Source organism: Lysobacter sp. M15 (assembly GCF_022662515.1).
In the GTDB taxonomy this organism is placed as follows: Bacteria; Pseudomonadota; Gammaproteobacteria; order Xanthomonadales; family Xanthomonadaceae; genus JAKPBU01.
In genome coordinates this window covers 31,370-51,153 of sequence record NZ_JAKPBV010000016.1, presented here as the reverse complement: position 1 = coordinate 51,153, position 19,784 = coordinate 31,370, and the positions used below count along the sequence as shown (strand labels likewise).

General features: G+C 68.1%; 14 protein-coding genes. 6 read left to right on the top strand and 8 right to left on the bottom strand.

From position 1 onward, the window contains the following. Positions 1-86: 86 nt before the first annotated feature. Positions 87-1,412: a lipid IV(A) 3-deoxy-D-manno-octulosonic acid transferase gene (waaA, locus tag MC380_RS17000; protein ID WP_242166166.1), complete on the top strand. Its 1,326-nt coding sequence runs from the start codon at positions 87-89 to the stop codon at positions 1,410-1,412. A gap of 18 nt (positions 1,413-1,430) precedes the next feature. On the opposite strand, the gene MC380_RS16995 is transcribed toward waaA, so the two are convergent. From MC380_RS16995 to MC380_RS16985, 3 genes are all read right to left on the bottom strand, one after another. After that, positions 1,431-2,834, bottom strand: a complete 1,404-nt coding sequence (locus tag MC380_RS16995) for a TolC family outer membrane protein (protein ID WP_242101458.1) — start codon at positions 2,832-2,834, stop codon at positions 1,431-1,433. A gap of 9 nt (positions 2,835-2,843) precedes the next feature. Next, positions 2,844-3,503: a protein-L-isoaspartate O-methyltransferase gene (locus MC380_RS16990; protein WP_242101457.1), complete on the bottom strand. Its 660-nt coding sequence runs from the start codon at positions 3,501-3,503 to the stop codon at positions 2,844-2,846. A gap of 178 nt (positions 3,504-3,681) precedes the next feature. Continuing rightward, complete coding sequence (locus tag MC380_RS16985; protein ID WP_242101456.1) at positions 3,682-4,344, bottom strand: TetR/AcrR family transcriptional regulator; 663 nt, start codon at positions 4,342-4,344, stop codon at positions 3,682-3,684. 69 nt (positions 4,345-4,413) lie between these two features. On the opposite strand from MC380_RS16985, the gene MC380_RS16980 reads away from it, so the two are divergent. The 5 genes from MC380_RS16980 (at position 4,414) to MC380_RS16960 (ending at position 13,752) form a co-directional block, all read left to right on the top strand. Next, a complete protein-coding gene (locus MC380_RS16980) occupies positions 4,414-5,550 on the top strand; it encodes an efflux RND transporter periplasmic adaptor subunit (protein WP_242166164.1) in 1,137 nt (378 codons plus the stop codon). Positions 5,551-5,555: 5 nt separating this feature from the next. After that, positions 5,556-8,753, top strand: coding sequence for an efflux RND transporter permease subunit (locus tag MC380_RS16975; protein ID WP_242101454.1), 3,198 nt, complete (start codon positions 5,556-5,558; stop codon positions 8,751-8,753). Positions 8,754-8,990: 237 nt separating this feature from the next. After that, the gene (locus MC380_RS16970) at positions 8,991-10,817 is read left to right on the top strand and encodes an FAD-dependent oxidoreductase (RefSeq protein ID WP_242101453.1); all 1,827 of its coding nucleotides are present in this window, start codon (positions 8,991-8,993) and stop codon (positions 10,815-10,817) included. 29 nt (positions 10,818-10,846) lie between these two features. Then, entirely contained in the window at positions 10,847-12,700 is a 1,854-nt protein-coding gene (locus MC380_RS16965) for a 2-oxoacid:acceptor oxidoreductase subunit alpha (protein WP_242166162.1), read from the top strand. Further along, complete coding sequence (locus MC380_RS16960) at positions 12,697-13,752, top strand: 2-oxoacid:ferredoxin oxidoreductase subunit beta (protein WP_242101451.1); 1,056 nt, start codon at positions 12,697-12,699, stop codon at positions 13,750-13,752. The genes MC380_RS16965 and MC380_RS16960 overlap by 4 nt, the downstream gene beginning before the upstream one ends. Positions 13,753-13,919: 167 nt before the next feature. Here MC380_RS16960 and leuB read toward each other — a convergent pair whose 3' ends face one another. From leuB to MC380_RS16935, 5 genes are read right to left on the bottom strand one after another with little or no spacing between them, the layout of a single operon-like run. Then, positions 13,920-15,044, bottom strand: coding sequence for a 3-isopropylmalate dehydrogenase (gene leuB, locus MC380_RS16955; RefSeq protein WP_242101450.1), 1,125 nt, complete (start codon positions 15,042-15,044; stop codon positions 13,920-13,922). Beyond that, positions 15,034-15,630, bottom strand: coding sequence for a 3-isopropylmalate dehydratase small subunit (gene leuD, locus MC380_RS16950; RefSeq protein WP_242101449.1), 597 nt, complete (start codon positions 15,628-15,630; stop codon positions 15,034-15,036). Before leuD ends, leuB begins: the two co-directional genes overlap by 11 nt. Continuing rightward, positions 15,630-17,075: a 3-isopropylmalate dehydratase large subunit gene (gene leuC, locus MC380_RS16945; protein ID WP_242101448.1), complete on the bottom strand. Its 1,446-nt coding sequence runs from the start codon at positions 17,073-17,075 to the stop codon at positions 15,630-15,632. Before leuC ends, leuD begins: the two co-directional genes overlap by 1 nt. Then, positions 17,068-18,639: a 2-isopropylmalate synthase gene (locus MC380_RS16940; protein WP_242166161.1), complete on the bottom strand. Its 1,572-nt coding sequence runs from the start codon at positions 18,637-18,639 to the stop codon at positions 17,068-17,070. Before MC380_RS16940 ends, leuC begins: the two co-directional genes overlap by 8 nt. Further along, positions 18,636-19,778 (bottom strand): threonine dehydratase, encoded by a 1,143-nt coding sequence (locus MC380_RS16935; RefSeq protein ID WP_242101446.1) that lies wholly within the window; start codon positions 19,776-19,778, stop codon positions 18,636-18,638. Before MC380_RS16935 ends, MC380_RS16940 begins: the two co-directional genes overlap by 4 nt. Positions 19,779-19,784: the final 6 nt, after the last annotated feature.

Below are 19,784 nucleotides of genomic sequence, written 5' to 3'. Positions count from 1 at the left end.
GTCGCGCCCCGATCGAGCCTGATGCGTCGGCCATGTCCGGACCGGCGCCGCAACCCTGTGCAGGACGCTCCGCTATCCTTGTCCGTATGCAGGCCACGCTGACCGAGCGGACGCTGCGCGGCCTGTATTCGGCCGCGCTGTACGTGCTGGTGCCGGTGACGGTGTATCACCTGATCTGGCGTGGCTTCCGCCAGACGGATTATTTCCAGCGCTGGAACGAACGCTACGCGGCCTATCGCGATGCGCCACATCCGGAGACGGTCTGGGTGCACGCGGTGTCGGTGGGCGAAGTCAACGCCGCTGCGCCGCTGGTCAACGCGCTGCTCGACAGCGTCCTTCCAAACAGCCGGACGCGACGCCGGCTGCTGGTCACTACCATCACCCCCACCGGATCGGCGCGGGTGCGCGCGCTCTGGGGCGATCGGGTCGAGCACGTCTACCTGCCCTACGACCTGCCGGGCATGGTGCAGCGTTTCCTGGCGCACTACCGGCCGCGGATCGCGCTGATCATGGAAACCGAACTGTGGCCGAACCTGTTGTTCGGCCTGCGCGACCAGGGCATTCCGGCCTACATCGTCAATGGCCGCCTTTCCGAACGCTCGCTGCGCGGCTACCGCTTCCTGCGTGCACTGCTGGGTCGCGCACTGCGCACGCTGCGCGCGGTCTTGGCTCAGTCGCAGGGCGATGCCGAACGTTTCCAGCGCCTGGGCGCGCTGCCTCCGCTAGTCACCGGCAACCTCAAGTACGACATCCTGGACGCCGCGAATGTCGGCGACACCGCGCGCGAGATCTGCCGCCGCATCGGCGGCCGCAAGGTGTGGATCGCGGCCAGCACCCATGCCGAGGAAGAGGCTTCGGTGATGGCGATCCATCGCCGGCTGCGCCGGCACTGGCCTGACCTGTTGCTGCTGTGGGCCCCGCGCCATCCCGAACGCTTCCGCCCGGTCATCCAGCAGGCGATCGACTCGGGCTGGCAGGTCGCCACGCGCACCCTCACCCATACGCCCGGTGCGGATGACGATGTGTTCGTGATCGACACGCTCGGCGAGCTGAGCGTCTTTTACCACTGCGCACAGGTGGCCTTCGTCGGTGGCAGCCTGCAGCCGATCGGCGGGCACAACCTGCTCGAGCCTGCCGCTGCCGGCTGCGCCGTGGTCACCGGACCGCACCTCCATAATTTCAGCGAGATCGCGCGGCAGATGACTGCCGTCAACGCGCTGTGCGTCGGCGAGGATGGCAAAGCAGTGGCCGCGTGCATCGAAGCCCTGCTGGAAGACGATTCAGCGCGCGTAGCGATGACAGCCGCGGGCAGGGCGCTGGTGGAACAGGGTCGCGGCGCGCTGCAGCGCACGTTGGCGGCGATCGCGCAGGACCTGCCGGGGGAAGGGACGGAGCCAATCAAGCGCGCTTGATGGGCTCCGTCCCGGTTACTACTGCGTGGTGGCTGCGCCGTTGAGATCGCGCGTGCTTGCATCCACGGTCAGCAACCGGTTGACGTCCTGCACGTCCTCGACATCCAGCGAACCGGCAGCCTGTTCCAGCAACAGCCGGTTCTGCAGGAAGTTGTAGCGCGCCAGCGCGTATTCGCGCTCGGCGTTGAACAGGGTCTGCTGGTTGACCAGCACGTCGAGCACGGTGCGCGTGCCCACTTCCAGTCCCACCTGCGAGGCCTCGTAGGCGGCGCGGGCCGAGGTCACCGCGGAGCGGCGCGCCTCGACTTCGCTGATGCCGGCGACCAGGGTCTGGTAGGAATTTCGCGTATTGCGCACCAGCGCGCGCCGGGTCTGCTCGAGCTGGTCCTGGGTGACGTCGCGCTGGGCGATCGCCTGGCGGACGCGCGACGAGGTGGCCCCACCGGAGAAGATCGGCACGCTCAGGGTCAGGCCCAGGGTGCCGCCGCGGGTGCCGTCCGAACCATCGGTGCTGAACTCGTTGCCGCTGATGGTCTTGGAGTCGGAGTAGTCGGCACCGAGGTAGAGCGTCGGCAGGTGGCCGGCGCGCGCGGTCTGGATGTTGGCCTCGGACGATTGCAGCAGGTACTCCTGCGCCTTGAGATCGGGATTGTTCTCGATCGCCGCGGCGATCCACTCGTCCACGCCCTGGCTGCTGGGCAGGCTGGGCTGGAAGTCCTGGGGCAGCGCCTTGAGGTTGGCGATCGGCTGGCCGGTGATCTCGGTCAGCGCCTGGTACGCGTCCTCGAGTGCATTGCGGGTGACGATCGTGCTCGCCCGCGCGGCGTCGTACTGGGCGCGCGCCTCGTGCACGTCGGTGATCGGCGCCAGGCCCACTTCCAGGCGCTTGTCGGCGAAGTCGAACTGCTTCTTCAGCGCGGTCTCCTGCGCCTCGGCCGCCGCCAGGGTTTCGATGGCCACGAGCACGTTGAAATAGGCCTGCGAGGTGCGGGTCACCAGGTCGTCGCCGGCGGATTCGAGCTGGAAGTCGGCCGAGCGGCTGACCGCGCGCTCGCTGCGCAGGGTGTTGATGCGCCCGAAGTCGAACACCATCTGGTCGGCGTTCACGCCGAAGGTGCGCGAGGTCGAGCCCTCGATGTCGATGACCTGGTCCGGAGTAACCGGATTGTTGTCGTGGTCGACGGAGACCGACTGATCGACCGGAAACGAACGGCTCAGCGTCGCGCTGCCGTTGATCTGCGGCAGCATCGCCGCGCGCGCCTGCACCGCGCCTTCCTTGGTGGCCAGGCGATCGGATTCCGCGGCGGAAAGCTGCGGGTCGCCGGTGCGCGCCAGCTCGTAGGTCTGCAGCAGGTCTTCGGCGAAGGCGCTGGCAGGCAGCATGGCCAGGGCGAGGGCGAACACGAGCGGGCGACGGATCATGGGGAGTCCTTAGAGCTTGAATTCGGGCGCCGGCGCGGCGCCGGCCAGGTAGGGCAGATCGGTTTCGAACAACGAATCGATGCGCGGAGCGTTGACCTGGTTGCGCAGCAGCACCGCTTCCATCGCCGGGCGGCGTCCGCGCACGACGAACATCCGGCCGTCGGGCTTGAGCCATTGCACGAAGCGGCCCGGGATGCTGTCGACGGCGCCGCCGACACAGATCGCGTCGAAGCGGCGCTCGCTGTCCCAGGCGAATGCATCGGCGGTTTCGACCCGGACATTGGCGATGCGCTGCGCATCGAGTGCGGCGCGCGCCGCGTCGGCGAGGTCGGCATGGCGTTCCAGGCTGGTCACCTCGCGCGACAGCCGCGCCAGGCAGGCGGTCAGGTAGCCGCAGCCGGTGCCGATCTCGAGCACCGAATCGCCCGGTTCCAGCGCCAGGGCCTGCAGCGCGCGACCTTCGAATACCGGCTTGTGGCTGCGTTCGCCGTGGGCCAGCGGCAATTCCATGTCGGAGTACGCCAGGTCGCGGTAGGCCGGTGGCACGAAGGCTTCGCGCGGGAGCGCGGCCAGCACGTCGAGCACGCGTACGTCCAGCACGTCCCAGGGACGCACTTGCTGTTCGACCATCAGTTCGCGGGCTTTGGCGAAGTCCAGGGCGGCGTTCATTCGGGGCTCTTCAGGGATCGCAAGGGGGGCAATTCTAGCGGCCGGCCCTTGCGTTCGAACGGGTGCGGTCTTCGCCGGGTACGGGCACGATCCGCGGCGACAGCATGGCTGTACTAGCACACCAGCACTGAGTGCCAAAAGTCAGCCTGCCGGAAGTCACCGCCCGGGGCGCCGCTGCTCAACGCACCGCATAGGCGCGCAGGAACATGTCGACCGTTTCGGCGACATGGCGCTGCAGCGTCCGCGCATCGCCCGCGGCGGCGCCGCAGCCGAATACCTGCTGCGCATGCAGATCGCCCTTGAGCAGGACGAAGAACTGCGAAGCCGCCCGGGCCACGTCGTCGATCGCCAGCTCTCCGGCTTCGACCTTGTGGGCCAGCAATTCGGCGAAATTCTTCTGCACGCGTCTAGGCCCCGCGTCCCAGAACATCTGCGGCACGGGGGAAGCGGCCATCTGCGGAGTGCACATGATCCGGTGACCGGCTACGGCCCCGGGCGACATCACCATGGCCACGAAGGCATGGCCGATCTCGAGCAGGCAGTCGCGCACCGGCAGCCCGGCGCAGTCGGTGAACAGCGCGCTCGGCAGCTGCTGTTCGCAGTAGGCCTTGACGGCTTCGCCGAACAACGCCTCCTTGTCGCCGAAGTGGCTGTAGACCGTGAGCTTGGATACCCCGGCATCGGCCGCGATCTGATCCATGCTCACCCCCTCATAGCCCTGTTCCAGGAACAGTCGCTTCGCAGCCTCCAGGATCGCCGCGCCCTTGCTCAGATCCTTGGGGCGGCCGGGGGCGCCGGGCTTGCCCTTGGCGGTCTTGGCGATGGCGGCAGGCAGGGTCATGCGACAAATACTAGACCAATCGGTTTGATATTTATAGTATACCCGTCAGTTTATTAATGAGCTGGCAGCATGCGCACGCACATTCGAATGGGAACGCTAGCCGCCGCGACGCTGCTGCTCGGTGTGCTGGCAGGATGCGGCAATGATGATGCGGCCGATCCGGGCCCCCGGCCGGTGCTGGTCGCGCGCCCGCAAGGCGGGACCGATGCGGCCACCATCGCCTACGCGGGCGAGGTGCGGGCACGCGAGGAGAGCGCGCTGTCCTTTCGCGTCGGCGGCAACCTGGTGCGGCGCCTGGTCGATGTGGGCGATGTGGTCAGGCGCGGCCAGATCCTGGCCGAGCTCGATCCGGACGACCTGCGCCTGCAGGCGCAGGCCGCGCAGGCCCAGGCAGCGGCGGCCGAGGCCGAGCTACAGCGCACCGCCGCGGACCGCGCGCGCTACCAGGCCTTGCTCGCCGACCAGTTGATCAGCCGCTCGGCCTACGACCAGGCCAACACCGCCTACAAGGCAGCAGCCGGACAGGCCAACGCCGCACGCGCCAACCTGGATGTTGCCCGCAACCAGGCCGGCTACGCGCAGCTGCGCGCGCCGCACGACGGCGTAATCGCGTCGCGCCAGGCCGAGGCCGGACAGGTCGTCGGCGCAGGCCAGACCATCTTCACCTTCTCGGGCGACACCGGCCGGGAAGTCGCCATCGCCCTGTCCGAGGCGCGGATCCGCGACTTCCGGGTCGGTCAACCGGTCCTGGTCGAACTGTGGAGCGCGCCGGGGCAGCGCCTGCCGGGCACGATCCGCGAAATCGCACCCGCCGCCGACCCGCAGGCACGTACCTATGCCGCGCGGGTCGCCCTGCCGCCCGAGTCGGCACGTGCGGTCGAGCTTGGCCAGAGCGCACGCGTGTATGTGCAACAGGACGGCCACCGGGCGGCGCCCAGCGTGCCGCTCTCGGCGATCCAGCGCGGCGCGAACGGCGCAACCGCGCTGTGGGTGGTCGACCCGGCAACCCGCAAGCTCACCTCGCGCGCGGTGAAACTGGGCCCGTATGCCGAGGATCGCGTGCCCGTGCTCAATGGCCTCGACGCCGATGCCTGGGTGGTCGTGGCCGGCGGCCACCTGCTGCGCGAAGGCCAACGCGTCGAGCCGGTCGATCGCCAGAACAGGCCGGTGCTGCCGCCGGCGCCGCGCATCGCTGCCAAGGACTGAAGACCGTGCGCTTCAATCTCTCCGAATGGGCGCTGCGCACCCGCAGCCTGGTGCTGTACGCGATTGTCGCCTTCGCCCTGATCGGCACATGGTCGTACCAACGGCTCGGCCAGTCCGAGGATCCACCGTTCACCTTCAAGGTCATGGTGATCCGCACCCTGTGGCCCGGCGCCACCGCCGAGGAAGTCGCCCGCCAGGTCGGCGACCGGATCGAGAAGAAAGTGATGGAGACCGGTCAGTACGAGTTCGTGCGCGCCTATTCGCGCCCGGGCGAGTCGCAGGTGTTCTTCATCGCCAAGGACTCGCTGACGTCGAAGCAACTGCCCGAACTCTGGTACCAGATCCGCAAGAAGGTCGGCGACATCCGCGGCACCCTGCCGCAGGGCGTGGTCGGCCCGTTCTTCAACGACGAGTTCGGCGACACCTTCGGCAACATCTATGCGATCACCGGCGAAGGTTTCGATTACGCCGTGCTCAAGGACTATGCCGAACGCATCGAGCTGGAGCTGCAGCGCGCACCCGATGTCGGCAAGGTCGAGTTGATCGGACTGCAGGAAGAGAAGATCTTCGTCGAGCTGTCCAACACCAAGCTCGCCACGCTCGGCGTGCCGCTGACCGCCGTGCAGCAGGCGCTGGACCAGCAGAACGTGATCGCGCCGGCGAGCTTCTTCGAGACCACCAGCGACCGCGTGCAGCTGCGGGTCACCGGACGTTTCGAGACGGTGGCGGAGATCCGCGACTTCCCGATCCGCGTCGGCGACCGCACCTTCCGCATCGCCGACGTCGCCACGGTGCGCCGTGGCTTCTCCGATCCGCCGGCGCCGCGGATGCGGTTCATGGGCGAGGACGCGATCGGCATTGCGGTGTCGATGAAGGACGGTGGCGACATCCTGCGCCTGGGCGACACCCTGCGCGGCGAGTTCGCGCGCCTGCAGCAGACGCTGCCGGCGGGCATGCAGCTGCGCAACGTCAGCGACCAGCCGCTGGCGGTGGAGCGCTCGGTCGACGAATTCGTGCGCGTGCTCGCCGAAGCGGTGGCGATCGTGCTGCTGGTCAGCTTCTTCTCACTGGGTTTCCGCACCGGGCTGGTGGTCGCCCTGTCGATCCCGCTGGTGCTGGCGATGACCTTCGCGGCGATGCACTACTTCGGCATCGGCCTGCACAAGATCTCGCTGGGCTCGCTGGTGCTGGCGCTCGGTCTGCTGGTCGACGACGCGATCATCGCGGTCGAGATGATGCAGGTGAAGATGGAGCAGGGCTACGACCGGGTGAAGGCCGCGGCGGCCGCGTGGAATCTGACCGCGTTCCCGATGCTCACCGGCACGCTGGTGACCGCCGCCGGCTTCCTGCCGATCGCGACCGCCGCCTCGTCGACCGGCGAATACACGCGCTCGATCTTCCAGGTGGTGACGATCGCGCTGCTGCTGTCGTGGATCGCGGCGGTGGTGTTCATTCCCTATCTGGGCGACAAGCTGCTGCCGGACTTCGGCCACGCGCGGCCCGCGCCGCCTCCGCAGTCGATCGCGGGCCGGGCGCGGCGCCTGCGCGCCTGGTTCGCCGCGAAGCTGCCGCATCGCCTGCAGGACTGGGCGGCGCCGAAGGACCACAGCCACGATCACGCGCACGATCCCTACCAGACCCGGTTCTACCAGCGTTTCCGCCGCGTGGTCGACTGGTGCGTGGGCCATCGCAAGACGGTCATCGCCGTTACCGTCGCGACGTTCCTCGTTTCGGTGCTGATGTTCCGCTTCGTGTCGCAGCAGTTCTTCCCGGATTCGACCCGGCTGGAGCTCATGGTCGATCTGGAACTGGCGGAAGGCTCGTCGCTCGAGGCGACCGCCGCGCAGGCGAAACGGCTGGAAGCCATGCTGCGCACGCGCAAGGAAGTCGAGAATTACGTGGCCTACGTCGGCACCGGCTCGCCACGCTTCTACCTGCCGCTGGACCAGCAGCTGCCAGCGCCGAATTTCGCCCAGTTCGTGCTGCTGACCCATGACATCGAATCGCGCGAGTCGCTGCGCCAGTGGCTGATCGACGACGCTGCCAGGCGCTTCCCGGCGCTGCAGCTGCGCGTGACCCGGCTGGAGAACGGCCCGCCGGTGGGCTACCCGATCCAGTTCCGCGTCTCGGGCGAGCACATCCCGGAAGTGCAGCGCTATGCGCGGATGGTGATGGAAAAGGTGCGCGCGCATCCGCACGTGAGCAACGTGGGGCTGGACTGGTCCGAGCCGAGCAAGATCGTGCGCCTGACCCTGGACCAGGACCGGGCGCGCGCACTGGGGGTCAGCTCGGGGCAGCTCGCGCAGTTCCTGCAGGGCTCGCTCGCCGGTACCTCGGTCAGCCAGTACCGTGAGGGCAACGAGCTGATCGAGATCCTGCTGCGTGGGCCGGGCGAGGAGCGCGAGCGGCTGTCGCTGCTCGGCTCGCTGGCGGTGCCGACCTCCAACGGCCAGACCGTGCCGCTGTCGCAGCTCGCACGGCTGGAGTACGGCTTCGAGGACGGCATCGTCTGGCATCGCAACCGGTTGCCGACCGTGACCGTGCGCGCCGACATCGATGGCGCGGTCACCACGCCCCCGACCGTGACCGCCGAAATCGAACCAACGCTCGACGATATCCGCGCGCAGCTGCCCAGTGGTTACCTGCTCGAAACCGGCGGCACAGTGGAGGATTCCGGGCGTGGTTCGCGTTCGGTCGCCGCCGGCGTGCCGCTGTTCATCGCGGTCGTCGCCACACTACTGATGCTGCAGCTGCGCAGCTTCTCGCGGGTGCTGCTGGTGATGCTGACCGCACCGCTGGGCCTGATCGGCGTCACCTTGTTCCTGCTGGTGTTCCGGGTGCCGTTCGGGTTCGTTGCGATGCTCGGCACGATCGCGATGTTCGGCATGATCATGCGCAACTCGGTGATCCTGGTCGACCAGATCGAACAGGACATCGCCGCCGGGCATTCGCGCTGGCAGTCGATCGTGGATGCCACCGTGCGCCGCTTCCGCCCGATCGTGCTGACCGCGCTGGCCGCGATCCTGGCGATGATCCCGTTGTCCAGGTCGGTATTCTTCGGGCCGATGGCGGTGGCGATCATGGGCGGGCTGACCGTGGCCACCGCGCTGACCCTGCTGTTCCTGCCAGCGCTGTACGCGGCGTGGTTCAAGGTGAAGCGGGACGAGCCGCAACAAAGCAGTGGGCCTGTACCGGCAACTTGAATCGAAGGCTGTCATTCAGCGCCTTCGACTTCTTTGGCTCTGCGTTCGTAAACAACCAGCAGCAATCATCCTGCGCACGCCCGCAGGGCGACCGGATCCATAAGGCATCCGGATTCATGAAGGGCTGAGCCACCCTTCGTGACGGCATGCCTGTTTCGGGTCTAGACTCGGCCCCGCAAGCGATGGCCGGCGCGTCCGGCCCAGCCAGCAGCGAAAGCTCCCGCACGGAGTGCAGCGTTGAAGCCGACCGATATTCGCGACCCGGATACCTTCCACAAGGTGGTCGATTGCCAGTGGGCCTGCCCGGCGCACACGCCGGTCCCCGAATACATCCGCCTGATCGCCGAGGGCCGCTACGCCGATGCGTACATGGTCAACTGGCACAGCAATGTGTTTCCCGGGATCCTCGGGCGTACCTGCGACCGCCCGTGCGAGCCGGCGTGCCGGCGTGGACGGGTGGAAGAGAACAACGGTGCCAAGCCCGAGCCGGTCGCGATCTGCCGGCTCAAGCGCGTTGCCGCGGACTTCAAGGGCGACGTGTCGGCCCGGATGCCCAGGCCGGCGGTGACCTCTAACGGCAAGCGCATCGCCTGCGTTGGCGCCGGGCCGTCGTCGCTGACGGTCGCGCGCGACCTGGCGCCGCTGGGCTACCAGGTCACCGTGTTCGAGGCCGACCCGAAGGCGGGCGGCTTCATGCGCACCCAGGTACCGCGCTTCCGCCTGCCGGAAAGCGTGATCGACGAGGAAACCGGCTACATCCTCGACCTTGGCGTCCAATTCGTGGGCAACCATCGCATCGACTCGATGCGCGAACTGCTGGGGCAGGGCTTCGATGCCGTGTTCGTGGGCAGCGGCGCGCCACGTGGCCGCGACCTCGACCTGCCCGGTCGCAAGGAAGCCGCCGCCCACATCCATGTCGGACTCGACTGGCTGGCGAATGTGTACTTCGGCCATGTGGAGAAGGTCGGCAAGCGGGTGCTGGTGCTCGGCGGCGGCAACACCGCGATGGACTGCTGCCGCAGCGCGCGCCGGCTGGGCGGCGAGGACGTGAAGGTGATCGTGCGCTCGGGCTTCGACGAGATGAAGGCCAGCCCGTGGGAGAAGGAGGATGCGATGCACGAGGGCATCCCGATCCTCGACTTCCGCGTACCCAAGACCTTCGTGAACCAGGACGGCCAGCTGACCGGCATGACCTTCGAGAAGGTGCGTGCGATGTACGACGAGAAGGGTCGGCGCCAGCTGGTGCCGACCGGTGAGCCCGACGAGCATTTCGATTGCGACGAGGTGCTGATCGCGGTGGGCCAGGAGAACGCGTTCCCGTGGATCGAGCGCGACCTGGGGATCGCCTTCGATGAGGAATGGGACATGCCGGTGGTCGACAAGGTCACCCACCAGTCCTCGCTGCCGCACGTGCTGTTCGGCGGTGATGCGGCGTTCGGGCCGAAGAACATCATCTGGGCAGTCGCGCACGGCCATGCGGCGGCGATCTCGATCGACAAGCTGCTCGCCGGGGAAGACACCCGGCTGCGCCCCGCTCCGGACGTGCACCTGCTCTCGCAGAAGATGGGTATCCACGAATGGAGCTACGACAACGCGGTGTCGCCCGACGAGCGCTACCTGGTGCCCTGGTCGGAGGCGGCGAAGAAGCTCGACAGCATCCAGGTCGAAGTGGAGCTTGGATTCGACGCGCTGACCGCATTCAAGGAAACCCAGCGCTGCCTCAACTGCGACGTGCAGACGGTCTTCACCCGTGACAAGTGTATCGAATGCGATGCGTGCGTCGACATCTGCCCGACCGATTGCATCACCTTCACCGCCAACGGCGACGAGGCCGACCTGCGCAAGCGCCTGACCGCACCTGCGCTGAACCTCGAGCAGGACCTGTACGTGTCCAAACCGCTCAAGACCCACCGGGTGATGGTCAAGGACGAGGACGTGTGCCTGCATTGCGGCCTGTGCGCCGAGCGCTGTCCGACCGGGGCGTGGGACATGCAGAAATTCCTGCTGCTGGAGACGTATGCCGGACCCGGATGCCGCGGCGCGAAGGCTAGGGAGGCGGCCTGATGGCGGCTGACCGACCCGGAGGCACCGCGATGACGCCGATGCCCGCGCCCCTGCAGGCGATCAACGACTTCGTGGTGAAGTTCGCCAACGTCAACGGTTCTGGCTCGGCCTCGGCGAACGAGCTGTTCGCCAAGGCGATCCTGCGCATGGGCGTGCCGGTCAGCCCGCGCAACATCTTTCCCTCCAACATCCAGGGCCTGCCGACCTGGTACGAGGTGCGGGTGACCGAGGGCGGCTGGCTCGGGCGCCGCGGCGGCGTGGACCTGATGGTCGCGATGAACCCGCAGACCTGGGACGCCGACGTGGCCGAACTCTCGCCCGGCGGCTACCTCTTCTACGATTCCACCAAGCCGCTGCCGAAGTCGAAGTTCCGCGACGACGTCAACGTGATCGGCGTTCCGTTGACCGAGATCTGCAACGCCACCTACGACGATCCACGCCAGCGCCAGCTGTTCAAGAACATCATGTACGTCGGCGCCCTGAGCGCGCTGCTGGACATGGACGTGCCCGCCATCGAGCAGCTGATCGGCGAGCAGTACAAAGGCAAGGAAAAACTGCTCAAGCCCAATCTGGAAGCGCTGCACCTGGGGCGCGACTGGGTGATGGCGAACCTGCCGCATCCGATCGGCCTGCGCGTGGCCGGGGCCGACGCGGTGGGCGATCGCATCTTCGTCGAAGGCAATGCGGCGGCCGCGCTGGGTTGCGTCTATGGCGGCGCCACGGTCTGCGCCTGGTATCCGATCACGCCGTCGTCTTCGCTGGCCGAAGCCTTCACCAAGTATTGCCAGAAGTTCCGGGTCGACCCGGAGTCCGGACGAGCGCGCCACGCCATCATCCAGGCCGAGGACGAGATCGCCTCGATCGGCATGGTGGTCGGCGCCGGCTGGAACGGCGCGCGTGCGTTCACCACCACCTCGGGTCCGGGCATCTCGCTGATGAACGAGTTCATCGGGCTGGCGTACTTCGCCGAGATCCCGGTGACGATCATCGATGTGCAGCGCGGCGGTCCGTCCACGGGGATGCCTACGCGCACCCAGCAATCCGATATCACCATGTGCGCCTACGCTTCGCACGGCGATACCAAGCACGTGCTGTTGCTGCCGGAGGATCCGCACGAATGCTTCGCGTTCTCGGCTGCGGCGCTGGACCTGGCCGACCGGCTGCAGACGCCGGTGTTCGTGATGACCGACCTGGACATCGGCATGAACCAGCGTCTGTGCGCGCCGTTCGAATGGGATGACGCCGCGGGTTACGATCGCGGCAAGGTGCTCAGTGCCGAGGACCTCGAGGCCGGCAAGGAGTTCGCGCGCTACAAGGACCTGGACGGCGACGGCATTCCCTGGCGGACCTGGCCGGGCACCCACCCTGACAAGGGCGCCTATTTCACTCGTGGCACCTCGCGCAATCCGCAGGCCCAGTACTCCGAACGCGGGCCGGACTACGTCTACAACATGGAACGGTTGTTGCGGAAGTTCGAAACCGCCAAGGCGCTGGTGCCGCAGCCGATGGTGCTGCAGTCGGACCTGCCGACCAGGCACGGTGCGATCTACTTCGGATCCACCAGCCCCGCGATGGCCGAGGCCATCGTCGCGCTGCAGGCCGACGGCATCCCGCTGGACACGCTGCGGCTGCGCGCCTTCCCGTTTCCCGATTCGGTGCGCGATTTCATCGATGCCCACGAATCGGTCTTCGTGGTCGAACAGAACCGCGACGGCCAGATGCGCAGCCTGCTGGTCAACGAATTCGGGATCGATCCGGCCCGCCTGGTGCCGGTGCTGCACTACGACGGCACGCCGATCACCGCGCGCTTCATCGCCGGCGCCATCGCCGCGCGGCTGCGGCCCGCTGCGAAGCAGAACGACGGTCAGGAGAAAGTGGCATGACCTACCTCGCCAAGCCAAAACTCCATCATCCGACCCTGTCGTGCAACGCGATCGGCTTTACCCGGCGCGATTACGAAGGCAAGATCAGCACCCTGTGCGCGGGCTGCGGGCACGACTCGATCTCTGCCGCGATCATCCAGGCATGCTGGGAGCTGGACATCCAGCCGCATCGGGTCGCCAAGCTGTCGGGAATCGGCTGCAGCAGCAAGACGCCGGATTACTTCCTGGGCCAGTCGCATGGCTTCAACACCGTGCACGGGCGCATGCCGTCGGTGCTCACCGGCGCCAACCTCGCCAACCGCGAGCTGATCTACCTGGGCGTTTCCGGCGATGGCGATTCGGCGTCGATCGGGATCGGTCAGTTCGTCCACGCGATCCGTCGCGGCGTGAACATGGTCTACATCGTGGAGAACAACGGCGTCTACGGCCTGACCAAGGGCCAGTTCTCGGCCACCGCCGACCAGGGCTCGGTGTCGAAGAAGGGCGTGGCCAATACCGACAGCCCGCTGGACATGGTGACGATGGCCCTGCAGCTGGGCGCGAGCTACGTGGGCCGCGGATTTTCCGGCGACAAGGCGCAGCTGGTGCCGCTGATCAAGGGTGCGTTGTCGCACCGCGGCGCGGCTTTCCTCGACGTGATCAGCCCCTGCGTGGCCTTCAACAACCACGCCGGCAGCACCAAGAGCTACGACTACGTGCGCGAGCACAACGACGCGGTCAACCGCATGGACGTGATTCCGCCGCGCGCGCGGATCGAAGTGGACTACGCCGAAGGCCGGATGATCGAGGTCGAGCAGCACGACGGCAGCAGGCTGCGGCTGCGCAAGCTCGATGCCGGCTACGATCCGCGCGACCGGATCTCGGCCATGAACATCATCCAGCAGCGGCACGCCCAGGGCGAGGTGATCACCGGCCTGCTCTACGTGGACCCGGATGCGGGCGATCTGCACGGTCACCTCAATACGGTCGAGGCGCCGCTCAATTCTTTGGGTGTCGAAGCGCTTTCGCCAGGCGCAGCGGCGCTGGCGAAGATCAACGATTCGTTGCGGTAGGCGGGAGCGACGTCCCAGCGCGGCCTGGGGACGGCGTGGCGTCCTCCGGCACGAAGGCCCTGACGCGCGGGACGATCGGTCTGTGGGAGCGCCCTTGGCCGCGAATGCCTTTCGCTTTCAGCTGGAGGCCTGGAGCATTCGCGGCCAAGGCCGCTCCCACGTCAGGTTCAATCGCGCAGTTCGGCCACGTAGCACGTCGCTTCGATCCGTTCGCAGATCCACTCGGTGACCTGGTGCGTGCCGACCGCATTGCCCGCGGCGGCCAGATCGGCGGTGAAGATGCCTGCGGCAAGCGCGTCGTCGACCGTGCGCTCGATGCAGGCCGCCTCGTCTTCCAGCCCCAGCGAGTGCCGCAGCAGCAGTGCCGCGCTCAGGATCGCGCCGATCGGGTTGGCGATGCCCCGGCCGGCGATATCGGGCGCCGAGCCATGGATGGGTTCGTACAGGCCCGTTCCGAGCGTGGTCGCGCCTTGGGGCGATGATGCGGGAGCCGCATCGCCGAGCGATGCCGACGGCAGCAGCCCCATCGAGCCGGCCAGCATCGACGCCTCGTCGGTCAGGATGTCGCCGAACATGTTCTCGGTGACGATGACATCGAACGCGCGCGGTTTCGACAGCAGGTGCATCGCCATCGAGTCGACCAGCTGGTGCTCCAGGACGATGTCCGGGAATTCATCGCGCGCGATCCGCGTCGCCACCTCGCGCCACAGGCGCGAGGTTTCCAGCACGTTCGCCTTGTCCACCGAGGTCACGTGCCTGCGGCGCGTGCGCGCCAGGGCGCAGGCGCGGCGCACGACGCGTTCCACCTCCATCACGCTGTAGCGGCACAGATCGCTGGCGCTGTCAGCGTCGCGGGTCTTGTCGCCGAAGTAGATGCCGCCGGTGAGCTCGCGCACCACCAGCAGATCGACGCCGGACAGCAGGTGCGGCTTGATCGGCGCCGCGCCCAGGGTGGCCGGATGCGGCCGCACCGGGCGCAGATTGGCGTACAGGCCCAGCGCCTTGCGTAGTCCCAGCAGACCCTGTTCCGGGCGTACCTTGGCCCGCGGGTCGGACCACTTCGGTCCGCCGACCGCCCCCAGCAATACCGCGTCCGCGTTCTGGCAGGCCTCGAGCGTCGCGGGCGGCAGCGGCGTGCCGGTGGCGTCGATCGCGGCGCCGCCGATCGGATACTCGCGCAGGCCGAAGCGGTGTCCGTGGCGGCGTGCGACCACACGCAGAACTTCGGTTGCGGCGGCGGTGACCTCCGGGCCGATGCCGTCGCCCGGCAGTACCGCGATTTCAGCTTGCATGGCGCCAGCTCTCATGATGTGCGTTCTCGTAGGTCTGGATGGCGGGAGCCTGGTCGAGCAGGTAACCGAGCTGGTCGACGCCCTGCAGCAGGCAGGTCTGGGCGAATGCATCGAGCGGGAACTGCAGCGCACTTCCGTCGGGCAGATGCAGGCTGCGCGTGCGCACGTCGATGCGCAGCACGATGCCGGGCTGCTCGAGCAGGCCGTCGAGCACGTCCTGCGGCACGACCACCGGCAGCAGGCCGTTCTTGAGCGCATTGCTGCGGAAGATGTCGGCGATCTCGCTGCTGATCACGGCGCGCAGGCCAAGATCGACCAGCGCCCACGGCGCGTGCTCGCGCGAGGACCCGCAGCCGAAGTTGCGGCCGGCGACCAGGATCCTGGCGTCGCTGTTCTCGGCCCGATTGAACGGAAACTCCGGGTTGGGGGAACCGTCCGCCAGGCTGCGCCAGTCGTTGAAGGCGAAGCGACCCAATCCCTTGCGCTGGGTGGTGGTGAGAAAGCGCGCGGGAATGATCTGGTCGGTGTCGATGTTGGGGTCGCGCAACACCACGGTGCGCGAGACCAGTTCGGTGAAGCCGGTCATTACGCCACCTCCTGCAGGGCTGCGCCCAGGTAGGCGCGCGGGTCCACGACTTCGCCCGCCACCGCGCAGGCCGCCGCGGTCAGCGGCGAGGCGAGCAGGGTGCGCGACCCCTTGCCCTGGCGGCCTTCGAAATTCCGGTTGCTGGTGGACACGGCCAGCTGGCCGGGTGCGACCAGGTCGCCGTTCATGGCGATGCACATCGAGCAGCCGGGTTCGCGCCATTCCGCGCCGGCCGCGCGCACCACCACGTCGATGCCTTCGGCTTCCGCCTCCAGCTTGACCTGCTGCGAACCGGGCACCACCAGCATGCGCACCCGTGGATGCACACGACGCCCGCGCAGGACACCGGCGGCCTGACGCAGGTCGGACAGGCGCGAATTGGTACAGCTGCCGACGAACACCACATCGACCGGGCGACCGGCCAGCGCGCTGCCGGCATCGAAGCCCATGTACGCCAGGGCCTTGGCCGCGTCGACATCGCCCGGCTCGGGCAGGGTGGCGTCGACTGCGGCCACCTGGCCGGGGTGCGTGCCCCAGGTCAGGGTCGGGGCGATCCGGCTGGCATCGATATGCACCTCGCGGTCGAACACGGCGCCGGCATCGGTGCTGAAACTGCGCCAGTGGGCGACTGCCTGCTGGAATGCTTCGCTGTCGCCCGCCTCGACACCAGGGGCGCGCGGCGTCTTCGCCAGATAGTCGAAGGTGACCTCATCCGGCGCGATCAATCCTGCGCGCGCGCCGGCCTCGATCGACATGTTGCATACGGTCATGCGCTCGTCCATGGACAGGCCGCGGATGGTCGAGCCGCGGTATTCGATCACGTGGCCGGTGCCGCCGTTGACGCCGATCGTGCCGATGATGTGCAGGATCAGGTCCTTGGCCGTGACCCCCGGCGCGAGCGCGCCCTCCACGTTGATCGCCAGCGTCTTCGGCTTGCGCTGCAGCAGGCACTGGGTTGCGAGCACGTGCCCGACCTCGCTGGTACCGATGCCGAAGGCCAGCGCGCCGAACGCGCCGTGGGTCGCGGTATGGCTGTCTCCGCAGACGATGGTCATGCCCGGCTGGGTCAGGCCCAGTTCCGGACCGATCACGTGCACGATGCCGCGATGCGCGCTGCCGTAGTCGAACAGCTCGATCCCGTGGCGCGCGCAGTTGCGGCGCAGCGTGTCCACCTGCGCCTCGGCCTCGGCGCTGGCGTAGGGCGGGTGACCGTCTGCGTCCGCCGGCAGGGTGGGCGTGGAGTGGTCGAGCGTGCCCTTGGTCAGCTCCGGCCGACGCGGGGACAGTCCGCGCGCATCCAGCTCGGCAAAGGCCTGCGGCGAGGTGACCTCGTGGATCAGGTGCAGGTCGATGTACAGGACCGCGGGTGTCGCCTCGCTTTCAGGCGCGACCAGGTGCGCGTCCCACAGTTTGTCGAACAGCGTGCGCGGGGCCGGATCAGCCATGGGCCACCTCCCGGCGCGGTTGCGCGGCGCGTTGCCGGAGCACGCGGTTGGCGACATCCAGCCAGGCGATCGCGCTGGCTTCGAGCACGTCACGGCTGGTGCCCTGGCCGGCCTGGGTTTCACCGTCGACGCGAGCGCTCAGGTTGGCCTCGCCGCGGGCATCGCGGCCCACGCCCATGCTGTGCACTTCGTAACTCTCGAGTTCGAAGTCGACGCCGGTGGCCTGCGCCAGCGCGGCGAACAGCGCCGCCACCGGACCATCGCCTTCGGCGCTCTGGATCACGTGGCCGCCGTCCGGATCGGACAGGTCGATGTGCGCGCGCGTGCGCTGGCCGTAGTCGGTCAGGCTCAACGCCGAGACACGCCAGCCCGGTCCGAACTGTTCGCCTTCCACCAGCATCTGCAGGTCGCGATCGCTGATCACGTGCTGGGTCTGGGTGAGGGTCTTCGCACCGGCGATCACCTGGTCGAGCTCCTCGTCCTGCAGCACATAGCCCAGCTGGCGCAGGCGGTTGGCGACCGCAGCGCGGCCGCTGTGCCGGCCCAGCACCAGCTGCGAATCCGGCCAGCCCACGTCCTGCGGGCGCATGATCTCGTAGGTGCCGCGATTCTTGAGCATGCCGTGCTGGTGGATGCCCGATTCGTGCGCGAACGCGTTCAGCCCCACGATCGCCTTGTTGCGCTGTACCTGCATGCCGGTGATGCGGGTCAGCAGCCGTGAGGTGTCGAGCAGCCGGCGCGTGTCGATACCGGTATCGGCCGAGTACCAGCCGCCGCGTACCTTCAGCGCCATGACCAGTTCTTCCAGCGCGGCGTTGCCGGCGCGCTCGCCGATGCCGTTGATGGTGCATTCGACCTGGCGGGCGCCGCCCTCGATCGCGGCCAGCGAGTTGGCGACGGCCAGGCCCAGATCGTTGTGGCAGTGCGCGCTGAACACGACGCCCTCGCCGCCGCTGACGTTGGCGCGCAGGTATTCGAACAGGGCGCGGATCTCGGCCGGAGTGGTGTAGCCCACGGTGTCGGGCACATTCAGCGTGCGCGCGCCGGCTTCGACCGCCGCGTTCAGTACTTCGACCAGGAACTCGCGCTCGGTGCGCAGCGCGTCCTCGGCGGAAAATTCAACGTCGTCCACGTGCTGGCGCGCCAGTGAGACTCCCATGATCGTGTGTTCGATCACCTGCGCCTTGCTCATGCCCAGCTTGTGCTCGCGGTGCAACGGGCTGGTGGAGATGAAGGTGTGGATGCGCGGGGCCGCGGCATCCTTGAGCGCGCGTGCGCAGGCTTCGATGTCAGCGGGGTGGCAGCGCGCCAGGGCCGCGATCGAGGCGCCGCGCACCTCCCGCGCGATGGTCTGCACGGCCTGGAAATCGGCGGGCGAGCTGTTCGGAAAACCGGCCTCGATCACGTCCACGCCGAGTTCGGCCAGGGCGCGGGCGAACAGCACTTTCTGCGCGGAGCTCATGGTGAAGCCGGGCGACTGCTCGCCATCGCGCAATGTCGTGTCGAAGATGCGGATATGGGCGGGCGCGCTTACGTCGCCTGGCGTTGCGTCTGGAGGGGTCATGCGTGGAGTTCCTCTGCGATTTCGTCTTCGTGGTCCTGCCACGGGCGGGGGGCGTTGCGGGTCGGGCCGGCAGGAGGCGACATCGCCTTCGCTGCCGGCACGGGAAGTCGTTCGCGATGTTCGCGCACCCGGCGCCGCGGCTTGCGCGGCGGCTGCGGCCGCACATCGCATAGCAGCTGGGCCAGCACGCCGGCATCGACATTGCCGCCCGAGACCACCGCGCACTTGCGCTTGCCCACGATGCGCCGGCCAGCCGCGAGCGCCAGTGCGCCGGCGCCTTCCGCGATCACGTGTTCCTCCAGGGCCAGCCGCACCAGGGTTTCGCGCAGTTCGGCCTCGCGCACGATCACCAGGTCGTCGAGCAGAGCTTCCAGCACCCGGCAGGTGAGCAGGCCGGGCTCCTTGACGCGCACCCCGTCGGCCAGCGTGGCGACGGGCTCGCGCAGTGCGCGGTCGCCGCGCAGTGCACGCGCCATCGCATCCACGCCTTCGACCTGCGCGCCGACGATGCGCACCCGCCGTTGCGCTTGCGCCGCGGACAGGCGCGCGGCCTTGAGCGCCAGGCATACGCCAGAGGCCAGCCCGCCGCCGCCGATCGGCACCAGCACCACGTCCGGCGCCAGCGTCGCAAGTTCCAGGCCCACAGTGCCCTGGCCCGCGATCACGTCGGCATCGTCGAAAGCCGACAGCAATCGGTACCCGTGCTGTGCGGCCAGTTCGGCGGCGAAGGCCTTGGCCTCGTCGTAGCTCTCGCCGTGCAGGCGCACCGTGGCGCCCCAGTGCGCAACGCCCGCGACCTTGGTCTTCGGTGCGGTGCGCGGCATCACGGTGATCGCCGGAAGACCCAGCCGATAGGCCGCCCATGCCAGGCCTTGCGCATGATTGCCGGCCGAGGCGGTGATCACCGTGCGCGTGTCGCCGCGCTCGCGCATGGCCAGCAGCGCATTGAGCGCACCGCGCACCTTGTACGAGCCGGTGCGCTGCAGATTCTCGAGCTTCAGCCAGCAGCCGAAGCGCTCGGCGTAATGGACGGGCGTGGGTTCCAGGTAATGCCGCAGCCGCGCCTGCGCCGCCAGCACGTCGGCGACGGAGACCTCCGTGATGGTTTTGAGCAGGGTGCTGGCTACGGCTACATCCATTTCAGG